Genomic DNA, 17,554 nt, shown 5'->3' with positions numbered 1-17,554 from the left:
CTGTAAGAGCGGAACCATAAGCGGCCGTTACCGCAGCAACGGATATGTCCACCACACCCGCCACCACCGATCAAACACCCCTTGCGACCCCCCAATTTCTTTGATAGCTTCTTACAAAATGTTAACGATAACATTTGCTCTAAAAATAAAAACAAAACAGAGATCCCCACCATGAAAATGCTTCCGAAAACCCTGTGTTTGTTGGCTCTGAGCATCAATCTTGGCACCGCTGGCCTGGCACTGGCCGACACCAAACCCGCCCCCATCCGCATCGGCGCGTCCTTCCAGGAAATCAACAACCCTTACTTCGTCACCATGAAAGACGCCCTGCAGGAAGCCGGGGCGACCATCGGTGCGCAGTTGATCATCACCGACGCCCGCCACGACGTGTCCAAACAGGTCAGCGACGTCGAAGACATGCTGCAAAAAGGCATCGACATCCTGCTGATCAACCCCACCGATTCCGTCGGCGTGCAATCAGCCGTCAAATCCGCCCACGCCGCCGGCGTAGTCGTGGTCGCCGTCGACGCCCAGGCCGAAGGCCCACTGGACTCCTTCGTCGGCTCGAAGAACTTCGACGCCGGCTTCCAGGCCTGCGAATACCTGGCCAAGAACATCGGGGACAAGGGCAATATCGCCATCCTCGACGGCATCGCCGTGGTACCGATCCTGGAGCGCGTGCGCGGTTGCAAGGAGGCCGTGGCCAAGCACCCGGACATCAAGATCGTGAGCATCCAGAACGGCAAGCAGGAACGTGACCAGGCGCTGACCGTCACCGAAAACATGCTGCAGGCCCAGCCCACCCTCAAGGGCATTTTCAGCGTCAATGACAACGGCTCCCTCGGCGCACTCTCGGCCATCGAAGCCAGTGGCCTGGACGTCAAGCTGGTGAGCGTCGACGGCGCGCCGGAAGCGATCAAGGCCATCCAGAAACCCGGCAGCAAATTCATTGCGACCTCCGCGCAATACCCCCGTGACCAGATCCGCCTGGCCCTGGGCATCGCCCTGGCCAAGAAGTGGGGCTCGCAAGTACCGGCCACGATCCCGGTGGACATCACCCTGATCGACCAGGCCAAGGCCAAGGATTTCAGTTGGTAAAACACCCAGGCCCCACGCCAGGCGTGGGGCACAGGTCATCCATCTGAATATGAGGTCGGCGGTATGAGCAGTCTTCTGAAGCTGGAAAATATCTGTAAGCGCTACCCGGGGGTGCAAGCCCTCAAGGCGATCAACCTGGAAGTGCAGCGCGGCGAGATTCATGCCTTGCTCGGGGAAAACGGTGCAGGCAAATCGACCTTGATGAAGATCCTTGGCGGGGTCGAGCACCAGGACGAAGGGCAGATCCTGATCGACGGCGAGGCTCGGCAGTTCGCGACGTATCGTGATGCGATTGCCGCCGGCATCGGCATTGTGTTCCAGGAATTCAGCCTGATTCCCTACCTCACGGCGGTGGAAAATATCTTCCTCGGCCATGAGCTGAGCAACCGTTTTGGCCTGTTGCGCAAGCGCGAAATGGTCGAGGCCAGCGAGGCGTTGTTCAAGCGCCTCGGTGTCAGTATTGACCTGCAATGCGCGGTCAGGCACCTGAGCGTGGCCGAGCAGCAATTCGTCGAGATCGCCAAGGCGCTGGCCCTGGACGCGCGGCTGCTGGTGCTCGACGAACCCACCGCCACCCTCACGCCGAGCGAAGCCGAGCTGCTGTTCGAAATCATGCGTGAACTCAAGCGCCAGGGGGTGGCGGTGATTTTTATCTCCCACCACCTGGAGGAGATTTTCCAGGTATGCGACCGCATCAGCGTGCTGCGCGACGGCGGCAATGTGGGCGTCACCGATGTGGCCGACAGCGATATCGACCGCTTGGTGGAAATGATGGTCGGGCGGCGCCTGGAGTGCAGTTTTCCGCCCAAGCCCACCGCCGCACGCGGGCCGCTGCTGCTGGAGGTCAAGGACATCCAGTTGGTGCGCAACGGCCCCCATAACCACTTTGAGTTGCACAAGGGCGAGATTCTCGGCTTTGCCGGCCTGGTGGGTTCCGGGCGTACCGAATTGGCGCTGGGCATGATGGGCGCGCTGCCGTCGGTGAGCAAAGACGTGTGGCTGCGGGGTGAACAAATCACCCTCGACGACCCGGCCCAGGCCTTGGCCTATGGCATCGGCCTGCTGCCGGAAAGCCGCAAGACCGAAGGGCTGATCACCGATTTCAGCATTCGCGAAAACATCTCGCTCAACAACCTGCCCAAATACCAGAACGCCAGCGGCCTGATCGACAAGGACAAGGAATGCGCCAGCGTTGAAGCGCTGATGCGCCAGCTGTCGATCAAGGCCCCCAGCGGCGAGAGCCGGGTGTTCAACCTCAGCGGCGGCAACCAGCAGAAAGTCGTGATTGCCCGCTGGATCAACCATCACTGCGACGTGCTGGTGTTCGACGAACCCACCCGTGGCATCGACGTCGGTGCCAAGGCACAGATCTACGCACTGATGCGCAGCCTCACCGAACAGGGCTACGCAATCATCATGATTTCCTCGGAACTGCCGGAAGTCATCGGCATGTGCGACCGCGTCGCGGTGTTCCACAAGGGCGCCATCGTCAAGGTACTGGAAGCGTCTGCCGTCAATCCTCAAGAGGTCATGCGCCATGCAACAGGGGGCTCAAGTGAATACGTCCATTAATGCCGTGGGGCCTGGCCGGCTGCGCCTGAACCTGGCGCGGCTGATTCGCTCACCGGCGTTCTATCCCTTTGTCGGGCTGCTGGTGGTGACGTTGGTGATGATCTTCGCCAGCGATAACTTCCTGACGGCCAACAACCTGTCGAACATCGCGCGCCAGGTGTCGATCAACGCGATTATCGCGGTGGGCATGACCTGCGTGATTCTCACCGGCGGCATCGATTTGTCGGTGGGGCCGGTGATGGCGTTGTCCGGCACCTTGACCGCCGGCTTGATGGTCGCCGGCTTGCCGCCGGGCCTGGCGATTGGCGCCGGGATGCTGGTCGGCGTGGCGTTCGGCATCGGCAATGGCCTGTTCGTCGCCTACCTGCACATGCCGCCGATCATCGTCACCCTGGCGACCATGGGCATCGCCCGCGGGTTCGGCCTGATGTACACCGACGGCTATCCGATTTCCGGTTTGCCGGAGTGGTTCGGCTTCTTTGGCCGCGAAAGCCTGTTCGGCATTTCGGTGCCGATCCTGATCATGTTGGTGACGTACCTGGCGGCCTATGTGCTGCTGCAACACACCCGCATCGGCCGCTATATCTACGCGATCGGCGGCAACGAGGAAGCGGTGCGCCTGTCCGGCGTGCGGGCGGCGCGCTTCAAATTGCTGGTGTATGGCATCAGCGGTTTGACCGCCGCGATTGCCGGGCTGGTGCTGACCTCACGCTTGATGAGCGGCCAGCCGAATGCCGGGGTGTCGTTCGAACTCGACGCGATTGCCGCGGTGGTCCTGGGCGGCGCCTCGATTGCCGGTGGGCGCGGGGTAATCGTCGGCACCTTGCTCGGCGCCATGCTGCTGGGGGTGTTGAACAACGGCTTGAACATGCTCGGGGTCTCGCCCTATGTCCAGAGCGTGATCAAGGGCGGGATCATTTTGCTGGCGATCTTTATCAGCCGTCAGCGCCACAAGTAAACCGGTTATCTCCACGCGGCCATGGTGGCCGCGATGGGTTCTCTCATGCTCAAGAAAGGTCCGCACATCATGGAAAAGCACAACCAAATGCAAGCCGTCGTCTGCCACGGCCCGAAAGACTACCGCCTGGAACGCATCAGCAAACCCCAGGCGCGGGTCAATGAACTGGTGATTCGCATCGCCGCCTGCGGCATCTGCGCCAGTGACTGCAAATGCCACTCGGGCGCCGCGATGTTCTGGGGCGGCGACAACCCGTGGGTCAAGGCCCCGGTGGTGCCGGGGCACGAGTTCTTTGGCTACGTGGTGGAAGCGGGCGAGGGCGCCGAGGAGCACTTTGAGGTGAAGGTCGGCGACAAGGTGATCGCCGAGCAGATCGTGCCATGTGGCAAGTGCCGCTTCTGCAAGTCCGGCAAGTACTGGATGTGCGAGGTGCACAACATCTTCGGCTTCCAGCGTGAAGTCGCCGAGGGTGGCATGGCCCAGTACATGCGTATTCCCAAGACTGCCATCGTGCACAAGATTCCGGAGTCGGTGTCCCTGGAAGATTCGGCGCTGATCGAGCCGATGTCCTGCGCGATTCACACCGTCAACCGCGGTGAGATCCAGCTGGATGACGTGCTGGTGATCGCCGGTGCCGGCACCCTGGGCCTGTGCATGGTGCAGGTGGCAGCGCTAAAAACGCCGAAGAAACTGGTGGTGATCGACATGGTCGACGAGCGCCTGGAACTGGCGAAGCAGTACGGTGCCGACGTGGTGATCAACCCGTCCCGGGATAACGCCCGGGAGATCATCAATAGCCTGACCGACAACTACGGCTGCGACGTGTACATCGAAACCACCGGCGTACCGGCGGGCGTTACCCAGGGCCTGGACTTGATCCGCAAGCTCGGGCGGTTTGTCGAGTTCAGCGTGTTTGGCGCCGAGACCAGCGCCGACTGGTCGATCATCGGCGACCGCAAGGAGCTGGACGTACGCGGTGCGCACCTGGGGCCGTATTGCTACCCGGTGGCCATCGACCTGTTCGAGCGCGGCCTGGTGACCTCCAAGGGCATCGTGACCCATGACTTCGGGCTGGACAGCTGGGCCGAAGCGTTTGAGCTGGCCAACTCGACCAAGTCGATCAAGGTGCTGCTGAAGCCGGTGCTCTGACATGAACTACGTAATGGGTGTGGACATCGGTACGCAAAGCACCAAGGCGTTGCTGGTGGATGCGGACGGCCTGATCATCGCCCAGCACAGCCAGGGGTATCGCGTGGATACCCCGAAAGTGCGCTGGGCCGAGCAGTGGCCGCAGGTCTGGCTGGATGCGGTGGAGGCCTGCGTCGCCCAGTGCATGGCGAAGGCCGGCGTGGCGAAAGAGCAGGTCAAGGCGTTGTGCATCAGCAGCCTGTACGGCGGCTCGGGGATTGCCGTGGACGCGCAGATCACGCCGCTGCACCCATGCCTGATCTGGATGGACCGGCGCGCGGGCGAGCAGGTGGAGTGGGTGCGCGAGCATGTGGACCTGGAGCGGCTGTTCACGGTCACCGGCAACTCGGTGGACAGCTACTACGGTTTCACCAAGATGCTCTGGCTCAAGCAGCACCAGCCGCAGGTGTGGGCCAACACCCGCTACCTGCTGCCGCCCAACAGCTACATCAACTGGTGCCTGACCGGTGAGTTGGCGGTGGACCACAGCAGCGCCGGCAATATCGGTGGCGTCTACGATGTGGCCCGGCGCGGCTGGTCGGCCGAGATGCTGGCGGCGCTTGGGATTCCGTTGGCGATGATGCCGGAGCGTTTGCTGTATTCCGGTGAAGTGGTCGGTGGTTTGCTGGAGAAATGGGCCCGGCGGCTGGGCTTGCAGGCCGGCACGCCGATCCTGGCCGGAGGCGTGGACGCGGCCATGGCCACATTGGCGGCCGGGGTGACGCGGCCGGGCAATCACGTGGCGATGATCGGCACCAGCATGTGCTGGGGTTATCTCAATCAGCAGGTGGATGCGCGCCATGGCCTGGTGAGCATGCCCCATGTCTATAACGGCCATCAGGACCTGTACATCTTCGGTGGTGCGATCACCGCCGGGGCGTCGGTGAGCTGGTTTCGCGAACAGTTCTGCCAGGCTGAGGAGCAGCAGGCGAAAGAGACTGGCCAGGACAGTTTGTGGCTGCTGGAGCAGAGCGCCGCAAAGATCCCGGCGGGCAGCGAAGGGCTGTTGTTCCTGCCGTATCTCATGGGCGAACGCAGCCCGGTGTGGGATGACCGGGCCAGCGGCAGCTTTGTCGGGCTGAACCTGTATCACAGCCGGATCCACCTGTACCGCGCGGTGCTCGAAGGGGTGAGTTTTGCCCTGCGGCACAATATCGAAGCGGGCACCCGTGGGGCGCATTCCCTTGATCCACGGCTGATTGTGGTGGGTGGGGCGAGCCATTCGGATTTGTGGATGCAGATTATTGCGGACATCACCCATTACCCGGTCTACACCATTGTGCAAGAGGTGGAGGCGGCCTTGGGCGCGGCGTTGTTGGCGGCCCATGCGGTGGGGTTGGTGGATGACCGGCAGATGGAGAAAGGTTGGGTGCAGTTGGAGCTGCGGGCGGAGCCGGAGGCGGGGAATGTCGGGGTGTATGACCGGGCGTTTACCCGCTATCTGGAGCTGTATCCGGCCTTGAAACCGGTGATGCACAGCTTGCAATTGAATTAAGCGAACACTGATCCAAATGTGGGAGCGGGCTTGCTCGCGAATACGGTGTATCAGTGCCGGATTTATTGCCTGACCCACCGCATTCGCGAGCAAGCCCGCTCCCACATGGGATCTCCATCGTTTTAGAGATCGTGAACCATGAACGCTATTTTTGACTTCACCAAGCAGCGCATCCTCGTCACCGGCGCCAGCAGCGGCATCGGCCGGGAAATTGCCCTCCAACTGATCGCCAGCGGCGCCCAGGTTTTCGCCCTGGGCCGCGACGCTCAGGCCCTGGCCCAGCTCGGTTGCGAAACCCTGTGCCTGGACATCGCCAACAGCGCCGCCCTGGACCTGGCCCTGCAAGGCCTGCCGCCGATGCATGGACTGGTCAACTGCGCCGGCATTTCCCGCCTGGAACCCGCCGCGGCCATCAGCGCCGAAGCCTTCGACCAGGTGATGAATGTCAACGCCCGCGCCGCGGCCCAGGTCGCCAGCCGTATCGCTGCGGCGATGATTGAAGCGAAGATTCCCGGCAGCATCGTCAACGTCTCAAGCCAGGCCTCACTGGTAGCCCTGGACGATCACCTCGGCTACTGCGCCTCCAAGGCCGCACTGGACGCCATCACCCGCGTGCAATGCGCCGAATGGGGCCGCTTCGGAATTCGCGTCAACAGCGTCAACCCCACCGTCACCCTCACGCCCATGGCACAGATGGCCTGGTCGGCGCCCGCCAAGCGCGACCCGGCATTGGCGGCGATTCCCCTGGGGCGATTTGCCGAAACGGCGGAAGTGGCCCTGCCGGTGTTGTTCCTGCTGAGCGATGCCGCCAGCATGATCAGCGGCGTCAGCCTGCCGATCGACGGCGGCTACACCAGCCGCTAGCCGTTCTCCAGCTTGCCGGCGATCACCACCTTGTCCCGCGGTTTGTGCGGGTCTTCGAGACGATCCAGCAGCAGCCGCACCGCGCTGCTGCCGGCCAGTGACGCGTCGTGGGCCACGCAGGCAATCGGCACGCCGAAGATATCGGCAAAGGGCAGGCGGTCGATGCCGCAGATGGTCAGGCTGTCGTGGGGGATGTTGTGCATGCGCAGCGCACGCAGCGCGCCGAGGGTGATCAACTGGTTGAAGCCCATGATCGCGTCCGGCGCCGAGTGCTCGGCCAGGTAGTCGAGGGTGTGCAGGTAGGAGGGCATCAGCGTGTAGTCACCGGCACACACTTCAACGTGCACCTGAGGGTGCTCGGCCAGGACTTCTTTGAGGCCCTTGAGGCGTTCCATGGTGATGCGCGAATGCTCGGGCCCGGTCAGCACCAGCAGGCGCTTGAGGTTCGGGGTTTGCCGCACCAGGTACTGCGCCGCCTCGATGCCGCTGTGATAGTTGTCCAGCACCACACGGCTGAAGGGGCTGTCGTGGATCGTGCGATCGAGCAGCACCACCGGCGTCTTGCCGTTACCCAGGCGCTCCAAATAGTCCGGCTGGTAGCTGGGCTCGTCGGAGACCGGCGACAGGATGATCCCCGCCACGCGGTAGCCCAGCAGTGTGTCGACTGCCTTGCTTTCCAGTTCTTCCAGTTCGTCGGTATCCACCAGCATGATGGTGTAGCCGTGCTTTTTCGCCTCGCGGGAAATCGCCTTGATCATCTCGCTGTAGAAGGGGTTGTCGACCGAAGCGGTGATCACGCCGATGATCAGGCTTTCACTGCGCTTGAGCCCGCGGGCAAAGGCGTTGGGCACATAGTCCAGCTCCCGCGCCACTTCGAGAATCCGCGCCAGGGTGGCGGGCTTGACCAGGTCGGGTTTGCTCAGCGCCCGGGACACCGTGATGGTGGTCATGTTGACCCGTTTGGCGATGTCGCTGATGGTGACGGACTTTTTCTTGTTCATCGGCAGGGGGGAACCAGGAGAAAACAACCTGAGGCTACCATGGGCACGGCTTCAAATCACCGGATCCCAGCGCTGCGACCAATCCTTTTCGGCCTCCACCACCGCCCGCAGCAACCCCAGCGCCTGCTGCAAAACCGCCGAGTCGCGCTCGCGGGAATACACCAGGTACGTCGGGAAGCTGAACTCCGGCGCCTTGGGCACCCGTTCCATCACACCGCTGTCGAGGTAGCTCTGTACCACCCGCGTGCGGAAATACCCGGCGCCGCCATTCTCCAGGATGTACTGCAACGCCAGTGGCCCCAGATTGAAACTCAGGGCTGCGCGGGCCTTGTCCGGCAGTGCGGCGTCGTGCTGCTGGCGAAAGCCCTGGCCCCAGTCGATATACACGTAGGGCTCGGGCCGGGCGGCCAGTTGCACCAGGATCAGTTTTTCTTCCAGCACCTGCTCCACCTGCAACCCCGGCCAGTACTGCGGCTGGAACACCAAGGCGGCGTCCAGCACCCCCAGTTCCAGCTGGCGCAACAAGTACTCGCCTTCGCGAATCTCGGTGCGCAAGGCATGACCGGGGATGTGTTCACGCAAGGCCTGGGCCCAGCCGAGCATCAGCGGGTTGCACAGGCTGACTTCGCCGCCGATGTGCAGTACGTTGCGGTAGCCGTCGGGTAATGGCAGGTCGCGGCGTGCGGCTTCCCAGGTCTGGACAAGCTGGTTGGCGTAGACCACGAACGCCTCGCCGTCCGGGGTCAGGCGGGCACCGGCGCGGTTGCGCACGAACAGGGTACTGTTGAGCTGGCTTTCGAGGTTTTTGACCCGGGCGGTGATTGCCGTCTGGGTGACGTGCAGTTTCTCGGCCGCCGCGGCGAGGCTGCCGCAGCGGGTGATTTCGAGGAAGGTGCGTGCCAGTTCGATGTCCATGAAACCCCCTTGGATGATAGGAGGCATTGTAGGGGCTGATGATTGGAATACGGACAAAAATGTGGGAGCGGGCTTGCTCGCGAAGGCGGTGTGTCAGTCAAGATATCCGGTGACTGACACACCGCCTTCGCGAGCAAGCCCGCTCCCACAGTTTGATTGCATTTCAAGTTGGGGTTTTGGGGGCTTGCAGGTGCTCGGTTGGAAAAGCCTTGGCATAAACCTGGCAAACCTTCAGCACCTGCTCATCCGCAAACCGCGCCCCCACCACATGCAGCCCCACCGGCAACCCATTGGCCGCCAACCCGCACGGCACCGACGCCGCCGGTTGCTGGGTCAGGTTGAAGGGATAGGTAAATGGCGTCCACTCCATCCATTCCCCTAGTCCCGAACCCGGCGGCACATTGTGCCCGGCCTCGAACGCGGTGATCGGCATCATCGGCGAAACCAGCACATCGTAATGCTCATGGAATGCCGCCATGCGCGCCACGAGCGCTGCCCGTGCTTCCAGCGCAGCGCTGTAATCGCTGAGGCTGATCTGCTCGCCCAGTCGGGCAATGCGCAGCAACCCCGGGTCCATCAATTGCCGCTGCGCATCGCTCAACGGCCCGGCCAGGCGTGCTGCACCGGCAAACCATAAAGTATTGAACACCTCCAGCGGATCACTGAACCCCGGATCAATCTGTTCAACCTGCGCGCCCAGCTGCACCAGGCCTTCTACCGCCTGGGCGACCACCCTGGCCACTTGCGGGTCCACATCGACATAACCGAAGTTCGGGCTATAGGCGATACGCAGCCCCTTCAAATCAGCCCCGGCGTGCAACCATGGCGTGGTCCGGGGCGCGCCGATCAAACCATCCCGCGCATCCGGCTGGGCGATGGTTTGCAGCATCAGCACCGAGTCTTCCACGGTGCGGGTCATCGGCCCCAGGTGCGACAGAATCGTCATCGAACTAGCCGGCCATTGCGGCACATAACCGAAGGTCGGCTTGATGCCGAAGGTGCCGGTGAAGGCACAGGGGATCCGGATCGAGCCGCCGGCATCGCTGCCCTGGTGCAGCACGCCGAGGTTCAAGGCCGCCGCCGCACCGGCACCACCGGACGAACCGCCCGCCGTCATGCGCGTGTCCCACGGGTTGCGGGTAATGCCATACAGCGGGTTATCGGTAACGCCTTTCCAGCCGAATTCCGGTGTGGTGGTCTTGCCCAGCAATACCGCGCCGGCCTTGCGCATGAAGGCCGAGAAGGGCGCATCCACATCCCATCGACCCTCGGCGGATGTGGTACGCGAACCCTTGCGCGTCGGCATGCCGATGGTCTGCGTCAGGTCCTTGATGGAGGAGGGCACACCGTCCAGGACCCCGCACGGCTGGCCTTTGAGCCAGCGCTGTTCCGAATTCCGCGCCGCCTTCAAGGCGCCTTCCGGGTCGACGTGGCAGTAGGCGTTGACCGCCGGGTTGTAGCGTTCGATCCGCAGCAATGCGTCTTCGGTGACCTCCACCGGCGACAGGCTTTTATCCCGATAGCGGGCCAGCAGCTCAACTGCGGTCAGGTTGGCGATATCCGTCATGCCGCTTTACCTCCTTGCGCCGCGTTGACCATGGCCCGCAGCAACACCGCGCAGCCCGCCGCCAGGTCATCCGGCGCGGCGTTCTCGATTTCGTTATGGCTGATGCCGCCTTCGCACGGCACAAAGATCATTCCGGCCGGGCCCAGTTCGGCGACGAAGATCGCGTCATGCCCGGCGCCGCTGACGATGTCCATATGGCTCAGGCCCAGGCTGCTCGCGCCATCACGCACGGCGTTGACACAGGCAGGGTTGAAATCCAGCGGCGGGAAGTCGGCAGTGGGTGTCAGCTCAAAGCTCAAGCCGTGTTGCTCGGCGGTGGCTTCGATCACCTGGCGCACTTCGTCGACCATCGCTTGCAGCTTGTCGGCGTGCAGGTGGCGCAGGTCGATGGTCATGTGCACCTGGCCGGGAATCACGTTGCGCGAGCCGGGATGCAGGCTCAGGCAACCGACGGTGCCGCAGGCGTGGGGTTGTTGTTCGTGGGCGATGCGATTCACCGCGCTGACCACTTGCGCCGCGCCTACCAGGGCGTCCTTGCGCAGGTGCATCGGCGTCGGGCCGGCATGGGCTTCGACGCCGGTGAGGGTCAGGTCAAACCACTTCTGGCCGAGGCAGCCCATGACCACGCCGATGGTGGTGGCCTGGTCTTCCAGCACCGGGCCCTGTTCGATATGCGCCTCGAAATAGGCCCCCACCGGATGGCCCAGCACGGCGCGGGAGCCGGCGTAGCCGATGCGCTGCAATTCGGCGCCCACCGACAGCCCTTGCTCGTCCTGCTTGTCGAGGGTTTCCTGCAGGTCGAACTTACCGGCGAACACCCCGGAGCCCATCATGCACGGCGGGAATCGCGAGCCTTCTTCGTTGGTCCACACCACTACTTCAATTGGCGCTTCGGTCTCGATGTTCAAATCATTGAGGGTACGGATCACCTCCAGGCCAGCCATCACGCCGTAGCAACCGTCGAACTTGCCGCCGGTAGGCTGGGTGTCGATATGGCTGCCGGTCATCACCGGCGCCAGTGCCGGATTACGCCCCGCACGGCGGGCAAAGATATTGCCGATGGCGTCGACGCTGACGCTGCACCCGGCGGCTTCGCACCATTGCACGAACAGGTCGCGGGCCTGGCGGTCGAGGTCGGTAAGGGCCAGGCGGCACACGCCGCCCTTGGGTGTGGCGCCGAGGCGGGCGAGGTCCATCAGCGATTGCCACAGGCGCTCGCGGTTGATCAGCGGGGCGTTGCTCTGGAGCGGTTGCGCAAAACTATTCATCAGCAGTCTCCGGTCAGGCACTCAGGGCCAGGTAACGGTTCTTGATCGTCGGGTCGGCGCGGAAGGCTTCGGCACTGCCTTCGTACACCACGCGGCCCTGTTCGAGGACGTAATGGCGGTCGGCGAGCTTGTCGCAGACCATCAGGTTCTGTTCCACCAGCAGCACCGGCAGGCCGTCTTCCTTGACCTTGCGCAGGATCTTCACCAGCTCGTCGACGATCACCGGCGCGAGGCCTTCGGTGGGCTCATCGAGGATCAGCAGCTTGGGATGGTTGAGCAGCGCGCGGGCGATGGCGAGCATCTGTTGCTCACCGCCGGACAGCGCGTGGCCGGCGTTTTTGCGGCGCTCCCTGAGGCGCGGGAACATGCCGTACACGTCTTCCATCTGCCAGCGGCTGGTCTTGCGCACGGCAATGCGCAGGTTTTCCTCCACCGTGAGCAGGCGGAAAATTCCGCGGTTCTCCGGCACCAGCGCCAGGCCCTGGCGGGCGATTTCGAAGATTTTCTGCCCCACCAGCGGCTGGCCGTTGAAGTGAATCTGGCCCTGGCGCGGGCAGATAATCCCGAGGATGCTGCGCAGGGTGGTGGTCTTGCCGGCACCGTTGCGCCCCAGCAGGGTCACCAGTTCGCCGGGATTGACGGTCAGGGACACGCCTTCAAGGACGTGGCTCTTGTCGTAGTAGGAATGGATATTGTCGACGGTCAGCATCAGGCGGCTTCTCCCAGGTAGGCGGTGCGCACGCGCTCGTCGGCGCGCACGAATTCCGGTGTGCCTTCCACCAGGATCTGGCCGTGGCTCATCACGGTGATGCGTTGGCTGATGGACATGACGATGCTCATGTTGTGCTCGATCAGCAGCACGGTATGGTCGCGGCCGAGGTCGCTGATCAGTTGGGTCATGATCGGGATGTCGTCGATGCCCATGCCCGAGGTGGGTTCGTCGAGCATCAGCAGCTTGGGTCTGGAGCAGATCGACATGCCGACTTCCAGCACCCGCTGCTGGCCGTGGGACAACTCGCCGGCCAGGGTGTCGGCGCGGGCGGTGAGTTGCAGGCGTTCCAACACCTGGTCGGCCATTTCCAGGTGTTCGCGCTTGCTGTCGACCCGGCGCCAGAAGTTCAGCGCGCGGGCGCCGTCGCGACCCTGGGCGGCCAGGCGCAGGTTTTCGCGCACGCTGAGGTTCTGGAACAGGCTGGTGAGCTGGAACGAGCGCGCCATGCCCAGGCCGACGCGGCCGTGGGCCGGTTTGCGCATCAGGTTCTTGCCGTCGAAATGAATTGCCCCGGCGGTGGCCTGGCGTTCGCCGGTCAGGCAGTGGAACAGGCTGGTCTTGCCCGCGCCATTGGGGCCGATGATGGTGTGGATGGTGCCGGCTTCGACCTTGAGGTTGACACCGTTCACCGCGTGGAACGCACCGTAGGCCAGTTCCAGGTTCTTGGTTTCCAGCAGGATGCTCATGACAGCTTCTCCTTGGTCACAACGTCGGCCTTGCGGCTGCCGCGCACACGGTCGAACAGGGTCGACAGACCGCCCCACAAACCGCCGCGCATGAAGATCACCACCAGGATCAGGATCACCCCCAGCAGCATCAGCCAGCGCGGCCACAGATCGGAAAGGAAGTCCCCCAGCAGCACGATGGAACCGGCGCCCAGCAACGAGCCGAACAGCGAGCCGGTGCCGCCGACGATGGTCATGATCAGGATGTTTTCGGACATCGCCAGGTCGATGTTCGACAGCGGCACAAAGTGCAGCAGCATCGCGTACAGCGCCCCGGCAATCCCGGTGACGGCGCCGGACAACACGAACACCAGGATCTTGAAGTGGCGGGTGTCATAGCCGATGGCCGAAGCGCGGGTTTCGTTTTCGCGAATCGCCATCAGCGTGCTGCCGAACGGCGAGGCGATCACCCGGCGGGCGCCGATGAAGATCAACAGGAACAGCACCGCGACAAACCCGTAGAACGCGCGGGCGTCGGTCAGCGACAGAAGCACGGTGTCACCGATGCGGATTTCCGGGCGCGGCACGCTGAGCAGGCCGTTGTCGCCGCCGGTCCAGTCGCTCAGGGTGTAGGCGACGAAGTAGGCCATCTGGCTGAAGGCCAGGGTCAGCATCACGAAGTAAATGCCGGTGCGACGGATCGCCAGGGCGCCCACCAGGAAAGCCAGGAAACCACCGGCGACGGCGGCACCCAGCAGTGCGCTGAACAGCCCCAGTTGCAGGTGAATCATCAACAGCGCCGCGCAGTAGGCGCCGGCCCCGAAGAAGATGCCTTGGCCGAACGACAGCAGCCCGGTGTAACCCAGCAGCAGGTTGCAGGCGAGGGCGGCCATGGCAAAGATCAGGATCTCGGTGGCCAGGGTCGCCGAGGGCAGAATCAACGGCAGGCCGATCAACACCACGAGCACCAACAGCAGCATGTAGCGCGACTGGGTCTTGGCGAATGGCAGGGGATTTTTCTCGCTCATGTCAGGCTCTCCCGAACAGGCCGTAAGGACGCACCAGGATCACCACGGCCATCGCACCGTAGATCATCAAGCTCGCGCCCTGGGGCCAGAGTGTGGTCATCAGGCTTTGCACCACGCCGACCAGCAGGCCGCCCACCAGTGCACCGCTGAAGGAACCCATGCCGCCGATCACCACCACCACGAACGCCACGCCGAGGATTTCCGGGCCGACGAAGGGCTGGGCGCCGCGCAACGGGGCGAACAGCACACCGGCCACACCGGCGAGGGCCACGCCGAGGGCGAAGGTCATGGAGAACAGGCGGAAAATGTTGGTGCCCAGCAGGGACACGGTTTCCGTGCTTTCACTGCCCGCCCGCACCAGGGCGCCGAAGCGCGTGCGTTCCAGCAACAGCCACAGGCCCAGGCCGACGAGACCGGAGAACACGATCAGGAACAGGCGGTAGTAGGGGTAGACAAAATCGCCCACCACCAGCACCCCGCGCAGCAATTCCGGTACGGCGACGCTCTTGCCCACCGGGCCCCAGATCATCACGCTGGCTTCCTGGATGATCAGGGCAATCCCCAGGGTCACCAGAATCTGGAACATGTGCGGCAAGTGATAAATCCGCTGGATCAATAATCGCTCGATCACCCAGGCCAGCGCGGCCACCACCAGCGGCGCAATCAGCAGCGCCAGCCAGAAGCTGCCGGTGAGGCTGACGGCGGTGTAGCAGATGTAGGCGCCCAGCAAAAAGAACGCACCGTGGGCGAAGTTGACGAAGTTCAGCAGGCCGAAAATGATCGTCAAGCCGACCGCGATCAGGAAGTAGATCATCCCAAGGCCCAGGCCGTTGAGAATCTGGAACAGGTAAAGATTAAGCATGCAGGAACCCTCGGCAGGTGGCCGCATGAGCGGCCCTGCGCTGTGTCACCAGTAGATTTTCAGCGGATCAGCCGAGCACGCAGCCCGTGGCTTCCACCGGCGGGAACGACTGCCCGGAGCTGAGCACCTTGGCCAGATCGTCCTTGTCGGCCATGTCGCCTGCGGCCTTGCCCACCAGCAGGTAGTAGTCCTTGATCACCTGATGGTCGCCGGCGCGGATCGACTCCTTGCCGGTGGGGCCTTCGTAGCTCAGGCCCTGCATGGCCTTGGCCACGGTCGGCCCGTCGAAACTGCCGGTGGAGATGATGGTTTCGAGCATGACCTTGGTGCTGATGTAGTCGGCGGCCAGCGGGTAGGTGGGGTTGATGCCGTATTTGGCCTTGGTGAGTTTCACCAGGTCACGGTTGAGCGGGGTGTCGACCTGATGCCAGTACTGAGCGCCGAGGTACACGCCTTCCAGTACGTCACTGCCCAGCTCCTGGAACTGGTCGAGGCCGGCGGACCACACCAGCAACACTTTCATGCGCTCCTTGATACCGAAGTTCACCGCCTGGCGCAGGGTGTTGGACGACTGGCTGCCGAAGTTCAGCAGTACCAGCACATCGGGTTTGGCGGCGATGGCATTGGTCAGGTAGCCGGAGAACTCCTGCTCCTGCAGCGAGTGGTAGCTGTTGCCGGCGTGTTCCAGGCCATGCTCGGCCAGCACCGATTTGGCGCCTTCGAGCAGGGCTTCGCCGAACACGTATTGCGGGGTGATGGTGTACCAGCGCTTGGCGTCGGGCAGCAGCTTGATCAGCGGCACGAGGGTCTCGCGGATCGCGCCGTAGGTCGGCACCGACCAGCGGAACGTGGCGCTGTTGCAGTCCTTGCCGGTGACTTCATCGGCGCCCACCGGGGTCATGAACACGCCGCCGGCCTTGCTCACTTCCTTGGCCACCGCGAGTGCCGAAGACGACAGGGTACAGCCTTGGAAAAAGCGTGCGCCGTCCTGCTGGATCGCTTCCTGGACTTTACGCACGGCCTTGCCGGCGTTGCCTTCGGTGTCGATCACTTTGTAGACCAGCGGGCGGCCGAGCAACTCGGGATACTGTTCCACCGCGAGGCGTGAACCCATGTCGGCAAATTTGCCATAACTGGCAAAGGCGCCAGACATGGACTTGAGGCCGTAAAAGGTAAAAGGCTCGGCGGCGAATGCAGAACGCACGCTCAGCGGGAGGCTGAGGGCGGCGGCTGCGGTGAGACTGGCTTTCAACAACGTACGACGCTGCATGGGGTGACTCCCTGGATTAGTTATTGGCAGGAGTGGCAATGGCGATACGGTGGAGCACGGCCTGTGGGCAGGCCTTTTATTGGTGGAGGGTGCGGTTTAGTGGTTGTGGTCGAACTCCAGTAGAAAGTGCGGGCTGACTTCACCTTCAAGGGCGGTCATGTGGTGTTCGGCGTCGCACATGTGTTCGTGCATCAGGCTGCGTACGGTGGCTTCGTCCTCGGCCCGGAAGGCGATCAGCAGTTGTTTGTGGTAGTCGAGGTTGGCGGCGTCGAATTGCTTGCGCTTGGGTTTGTAGGCTTTTTTCAGCACGACCAGGTCACGCAGCAGGTCGTTGAGGAATTGCGCCATGAAGCTCAGCAGCGGGTTGGGGCAGGCCTTGGCCAGCAGGTTGTGGAATTCCAGTTCGGCGATGCGTTGTTCGCGTTGGCCGGCTTCGCTGTCTTCGGGGGCGCTGCAGAAATCGACGTTGTCCTGGAGGGCGCGGTAGTCGTCTTCGCTCAGGCGGCCCAGGACCGAGACGGCGAGTTCGACTTCGATGACTTTGCGCAGCTGGTAGACCTGTTGGCCGTCCAGGTGCTGGAAGTGCAGGTAGTTGCGCAGGGCGCGGCTGGCGGGTTCGGTGCCGGCCTGGTTGAGATAGGCGCCGCCGCTGGGGCCGGTGCGGGTGTTGACCAGGCCTTCGACTTCCAGCGCCTTGAGGGCTTCGCGGGCGGAGCCTTTGGAGCACTGGAAGCTTTCCATCAGTTCGCGTTCGGTGGGCAAGCGGTCGCCGGGCTTCAGGGCGTCGGTGACGATGGAGCGTTTGACCGACTCGACGATCACGTCGGAGAGCTTCTGGCGTTTGCGGCGCAGCGGGCGGCTTAGCATGGTGTTTGATTGATCCTATTAATGCGGATTAATAGTACTTAATAGGGGTTTGGGGTGGGGCGTCAACGGAGGGGGTCGCTTTTGGTTTGGATGGGTCGTAAATGGTGGGGGTGTGCATATCCGTTTCTTCGGTTATGGCTGATATTGGTTCCGCTCTTACAGCG

At 63.1% G+C, this 17,554-nt stretch carries 16 protein-coding genes; 6 read left to right on the top strand and 10 right to left on the bottom strand.

The window, feature by feature from the left end:
* Positions 1-171 precede the first annotated feature (171 nt).
* The 6 genes from HX807_RS05090 (at position 172) to HX807_RS05065 (ending at position 7,175) form a co-directional block, all read left to right on the top strand.
* Positions 172-1,098, top strand: coding sequence for a substrate-binding domain-containing protein (locus tag HX807_RS05090; RefSeq protein ID WP_003215780.1), 927 nt, complete (start codon positions 172-174; stop codon positions 1,096-1,098).
* Between the two features lie 63 nt (positions 1,099-1,161).
* Complete coding sequence (locus tag HX807_RS05085; protein WP_177049426.1) at positions 1,162-2,670, top strand: sugar ABC transporter ATP-binding protein; 1,509 nt, start codon at positions 1,162-1,164, stop codon at positions 2,668-2,670.
* The gene (locus tag HX807_RS05080; RefSeq protein WP_003215773.1) at positions 2,636-3,628 is read left to right on the top strand and encodes an ABC transporter permease; all 993 of its coding nucleotides are present in this window, start codon (positions 2,636-2,638) and stop codon (positions 3,626-3,628) included. Before HX807_RS05085 ends, HX807_RS05080 begins: the two co-directional genes overlap by 35 nt.
* Positions 3,629-3,697: 69 nt before the next feature.
* Positions 3,698-4,777, top strand: coding sequence for an alcohol dehydrogenase catalytic domain-containing protein (locus tag HX807_RS05075; RefSeq protein ID WP_032898587.1), 1,080 nt, complete (start codon positions 3,698-3,700; stop codon positions 4,775-4,777).
* A 1-nt stretch (position 4,778) separates the two neighbouring features.
* The gene (locus HX807_RS05070) at positions 4,779-6,311 is read left to right on the top strand and encodes an FGGY-family carbohydrate kinase (RefSeq protein ID WP_177049424.1); all 1,533 of its coding nucleotides are present in this window, start codon (positions 4,779-4,781) and stop codon (positions 6,309-6,311) included.
* Positions 6,312-6,449: 138 nt separating this feature from the next.
* Positions 6,450-7,175, top strand: coding sequence for an SDR family oxidoreductase (locus HX807_RS05065; protein WP_003215767.1), 726 nt, complete (start codon positions 6,450-6,452; stop codon positions 7,173-7,175).
* Here HX807_RS05065 and HX807_RS05060 read toward each other — a convergent pair.
* From HX807_RS05060 to HX807_RS05015, 10 genes are all read right to left on the bottom strand, one after another.
* Positions 7,172-8,176, bottom strand: a complete 1,005-nt coding sequence (locus HX807_RS05060) for a LacI family DNA-binding transcriptional regulator (RefSeq protein ID WP_003215765.1) — start codon at positions 8,174-8,176, stop codon at positions 7,172-7,174. The genes HX807_RS05065 and HX807_RS05060 overlap by 4 nt on opposite strands.
* A 51-nt stretch (positions 8,177-8,227) precedes the next feature.
* Positions 8,228-9,091 carry a LysR family transcriptional regulator gene (locus HX807_RS05055; protein ID WP_008430591.1) on the bottom strand — a complete coding sequence of 288 codons (864 nt, stop codon included), beginning with the start codon at positions 9,089-9,091 and terminating at the stop codon, positions 8,228-8,230.
* A gap of 163 nt (positions 9,092-9,254) precedes the next feature.
* Positions 9,255-10,658 carry an amidase gene (locus HX807_RS05050; protein ID WP_177049422.1) on the bottom strand — a complete coding sequence of 468 codons (1,404 nt, stop codon included), beginning with the start codon at positions 10,656-10,658 and terminating at the stop codon, positions 9,255-9,257.
* On the bottom strand, positions 10,655-11,926 hold the full coding sequence (locus tag HX807_RS05045; protein WP_134326235.1) for a Zn-dependent hydrolase: 1,272 nt from the start codon (positions 11,924-11,926) through the stop codon (positions 10,655-10,657). The genes HX807_RS05050 and HX807_RS05045 overlap by 4 nt, the downstream gene beginning before the upstream one ends.
* Before the next feature lie 13 nt (positions 11,927-11,939).
* Complete coding sequence (locus tag HX807_RS05040) at positions 11,940-12,635, bottom strand: ABC transporter ATP-binding protein (protein WP_177049420.1); 696 nt, start codon at positions 12,633-12,635, stop codon at positions 11,940-11,942.
* Positions 12,635-13,384 (bottom strand): ABC transporter ATP-binding protein, encoded by a 750-nt coding sequence (locus HX807_RS05035; protein WP_003215756.1) that lies wholly within the window; start codon positions 13,382-13,384, stop codon positions 12,635-12,637. The genes HX807_RS05040 and HX807_RS05035 overlap by 1 nt, the downstream gene beginning before the upstream one ends.
* A complete protein-coding gene (locus HX807_RS05030; protein WP_087694650.1) occupies positions 13,381-14,391 on the bottom strand; it encodes a branched-chain amino acid ABC transporter permease in 1,011 nt (336 codons plus the stop codon). The genes HX807_RS05035 and HX807_RS05030 overlap by 4 nt, the downstream gene beginning before the upstream one ends.
* Before the next feature lies 1 nt (position 14,392).
* Positions 14,393-15,253, bottom strand: a complete 861-nt coding sequence (locus tag HX807_RS05025; RefSeq protein ID WP_003215751.1) for a branched-chain amino acid ABC transporter permease — start codon at positions 15,251-15,253, stop codon at positions 14,393-14,395.
* A gap of 67 nt (positions 15,254-15,320) precedes the next feature.
* Positions 15,321-16,523 carry an ABC transporter substrate-binding protein gene (locus HX807_RS05020; protein ID WP_177010116.1) on the bottom strand — a complete coding sequence of 401 codons (1,203 nt, stop codon included), beginning with the start codon at positions 16,521-16,523 and terminating at the stop codon, positions 15,321-15,323.
* Positions 16,524-16,619: 96 nt separating this feature from the next.
* On the bottom strand, positions 16,620-17,390 hold the full coding sequence (locus tag HX807_RS05015; protein ID WP_008430577.1) for a FadR/GntR family transcriptional regulator: 771 nt from the start codon (positions 17,388-17,390) through the stop codon (positions 16,620-16,622).
* Positions 17,391-17,554: the final 164 nt, after the last annotated feature.

The organism is Pseudomonas sp. D8002 (assembly GCF_013385695.1).
Classification (GTDB): domain Bacteria; phylum Pseudomonadota; class Gammaproteobacteria; order Pseudomonadales; family Pseudomonadaceae; genus Aquipseudomonas.
Note: the sequence above shows the minus strand (reverse complement) of the source record. Positions and strands in the feature narration are given on the sequence as shown.

What these genes read in the sequence shown, in the direction of transcription:
- HX807_RS05090 (WP_003215780.1), top strand. Translation starts at nt 172, where the DNA reads ATGAAAATGCTTCCGAAAACCCTGTGTTTGTTGGCTCTGAGCATCAAT.
- HX807_RS05085 (WP_177049426.1), top strand. Translation starts at nt 1,162, where the DNA reads ATGAGCAGTCTTCTGAAGCTGGAAAATATCTGTAAGCGCTACCCGGGG.
- HX807_RS05080 (WP_003215773.1), top strand. Translation starts at nt 2,636, where the DNA reads ATGCAACAGGGGGCTCAAGTGAATACGTCCATTAATGCCGTGGGGCCT.
- HX807_RS05075 (WP_032898587.1), top strand. Translation starts at nt 3,698, where the DNA reads ATGGAAAAGCACAACCAAATGCAAGCCGTCGTCTGCCACGGCCCGAAA.
- HX807_RS05070 (WP_177049424.1), top strand. Translation starts at nt 4,779, where the DNA reads ATGAACTACGTAATGGGTGTGGACATCGGTACGCAAAGCACCAAGGCG.
- HX807_RS05065 (WP_003215767.1), top strand. Translation starts at nt 6,450, where the DNA reads ATGAACGCTATTTTTGACTTCACCAAGCAGCGCATCCTCGTCACCGGC.
- HX807_RS05060 (WP_003215765.1), bottom strand. Translation starts at nt 8,176, where the DNA reads ATGAACAAGAAAAAGTCCGTCACCATCAGCGACATCGCCAAACGGGTC.
- HX807_RS05055 (WP_008430591.1), bottom strand. Translation starts at nt 9,091, where the DNA reads ATGGACATCGAACTGGCACGCACCTTCCTCGAAATCACCCGCTGCGGC.
- HX807_RS05050 (WP_177049422.1), bottom strand. Translation starts at nt 10,658, where the DNA reads ATGACGGATATCGCCAACCTGACCGCAGTTGAGCTGCTGGCCCGCTAT.
- HX807_RS05045 (WP_134326235.1), bottom strand. Translation starts at nt 11,926, where the DNA reads ATGAATAGTTTTGCGCAACCGCTCCAGAGCAACGCCCCGCTGATCAAC.
- HX807_RS05040 (WP_177049420.1), bottom strand. Translation starts at nt 12,635, where the DNA reads ATGCTGACCGTCGACAATATCCATTCCTACTACGACAAGAGCCACGTC.
- HX807_RS05035 (WP_003215756.1), bottom strand. Translation starts at nt 13,384, where the DNA reads ATGAGCATCCTGCTGGAAACCAAGAACCTGGAACTGGCCTACGGTGCG.
- HX807_RS05030 (WP_087694650.1), bottom strand. Translation starts at nt 14,391, where the DNA reads ATGAGCGAGAAAAATCCCCTGCCATTCGCCAAGACCCAGTCGCGCTAC.
- HX807_RS05025 (WP_003215751.1), bottom strand. Translation starts at nt 15,253, where the DNA reads ATGCTTAATCTTTACCTGTTCCAGATTCTCAACGGCCTGGGCCTTGGG.
- HX807_RS05020 (WP_177010116.1), bottom strand. Translation starts at nt 16,523, where the DNA reads ATGCAGCGTCGTACGTTGTTGAAAGCCAGTCTCACCGCAGCCGCCGCC.
- HX807_RS05015 (WP_008430577.1), bottom strand. Translation starts at nt 17,390, where the DNA reads ATGCTAAGCCGCCCGCTGCGCCGCAAACGCCAGAAGCTCTCCGACGTG.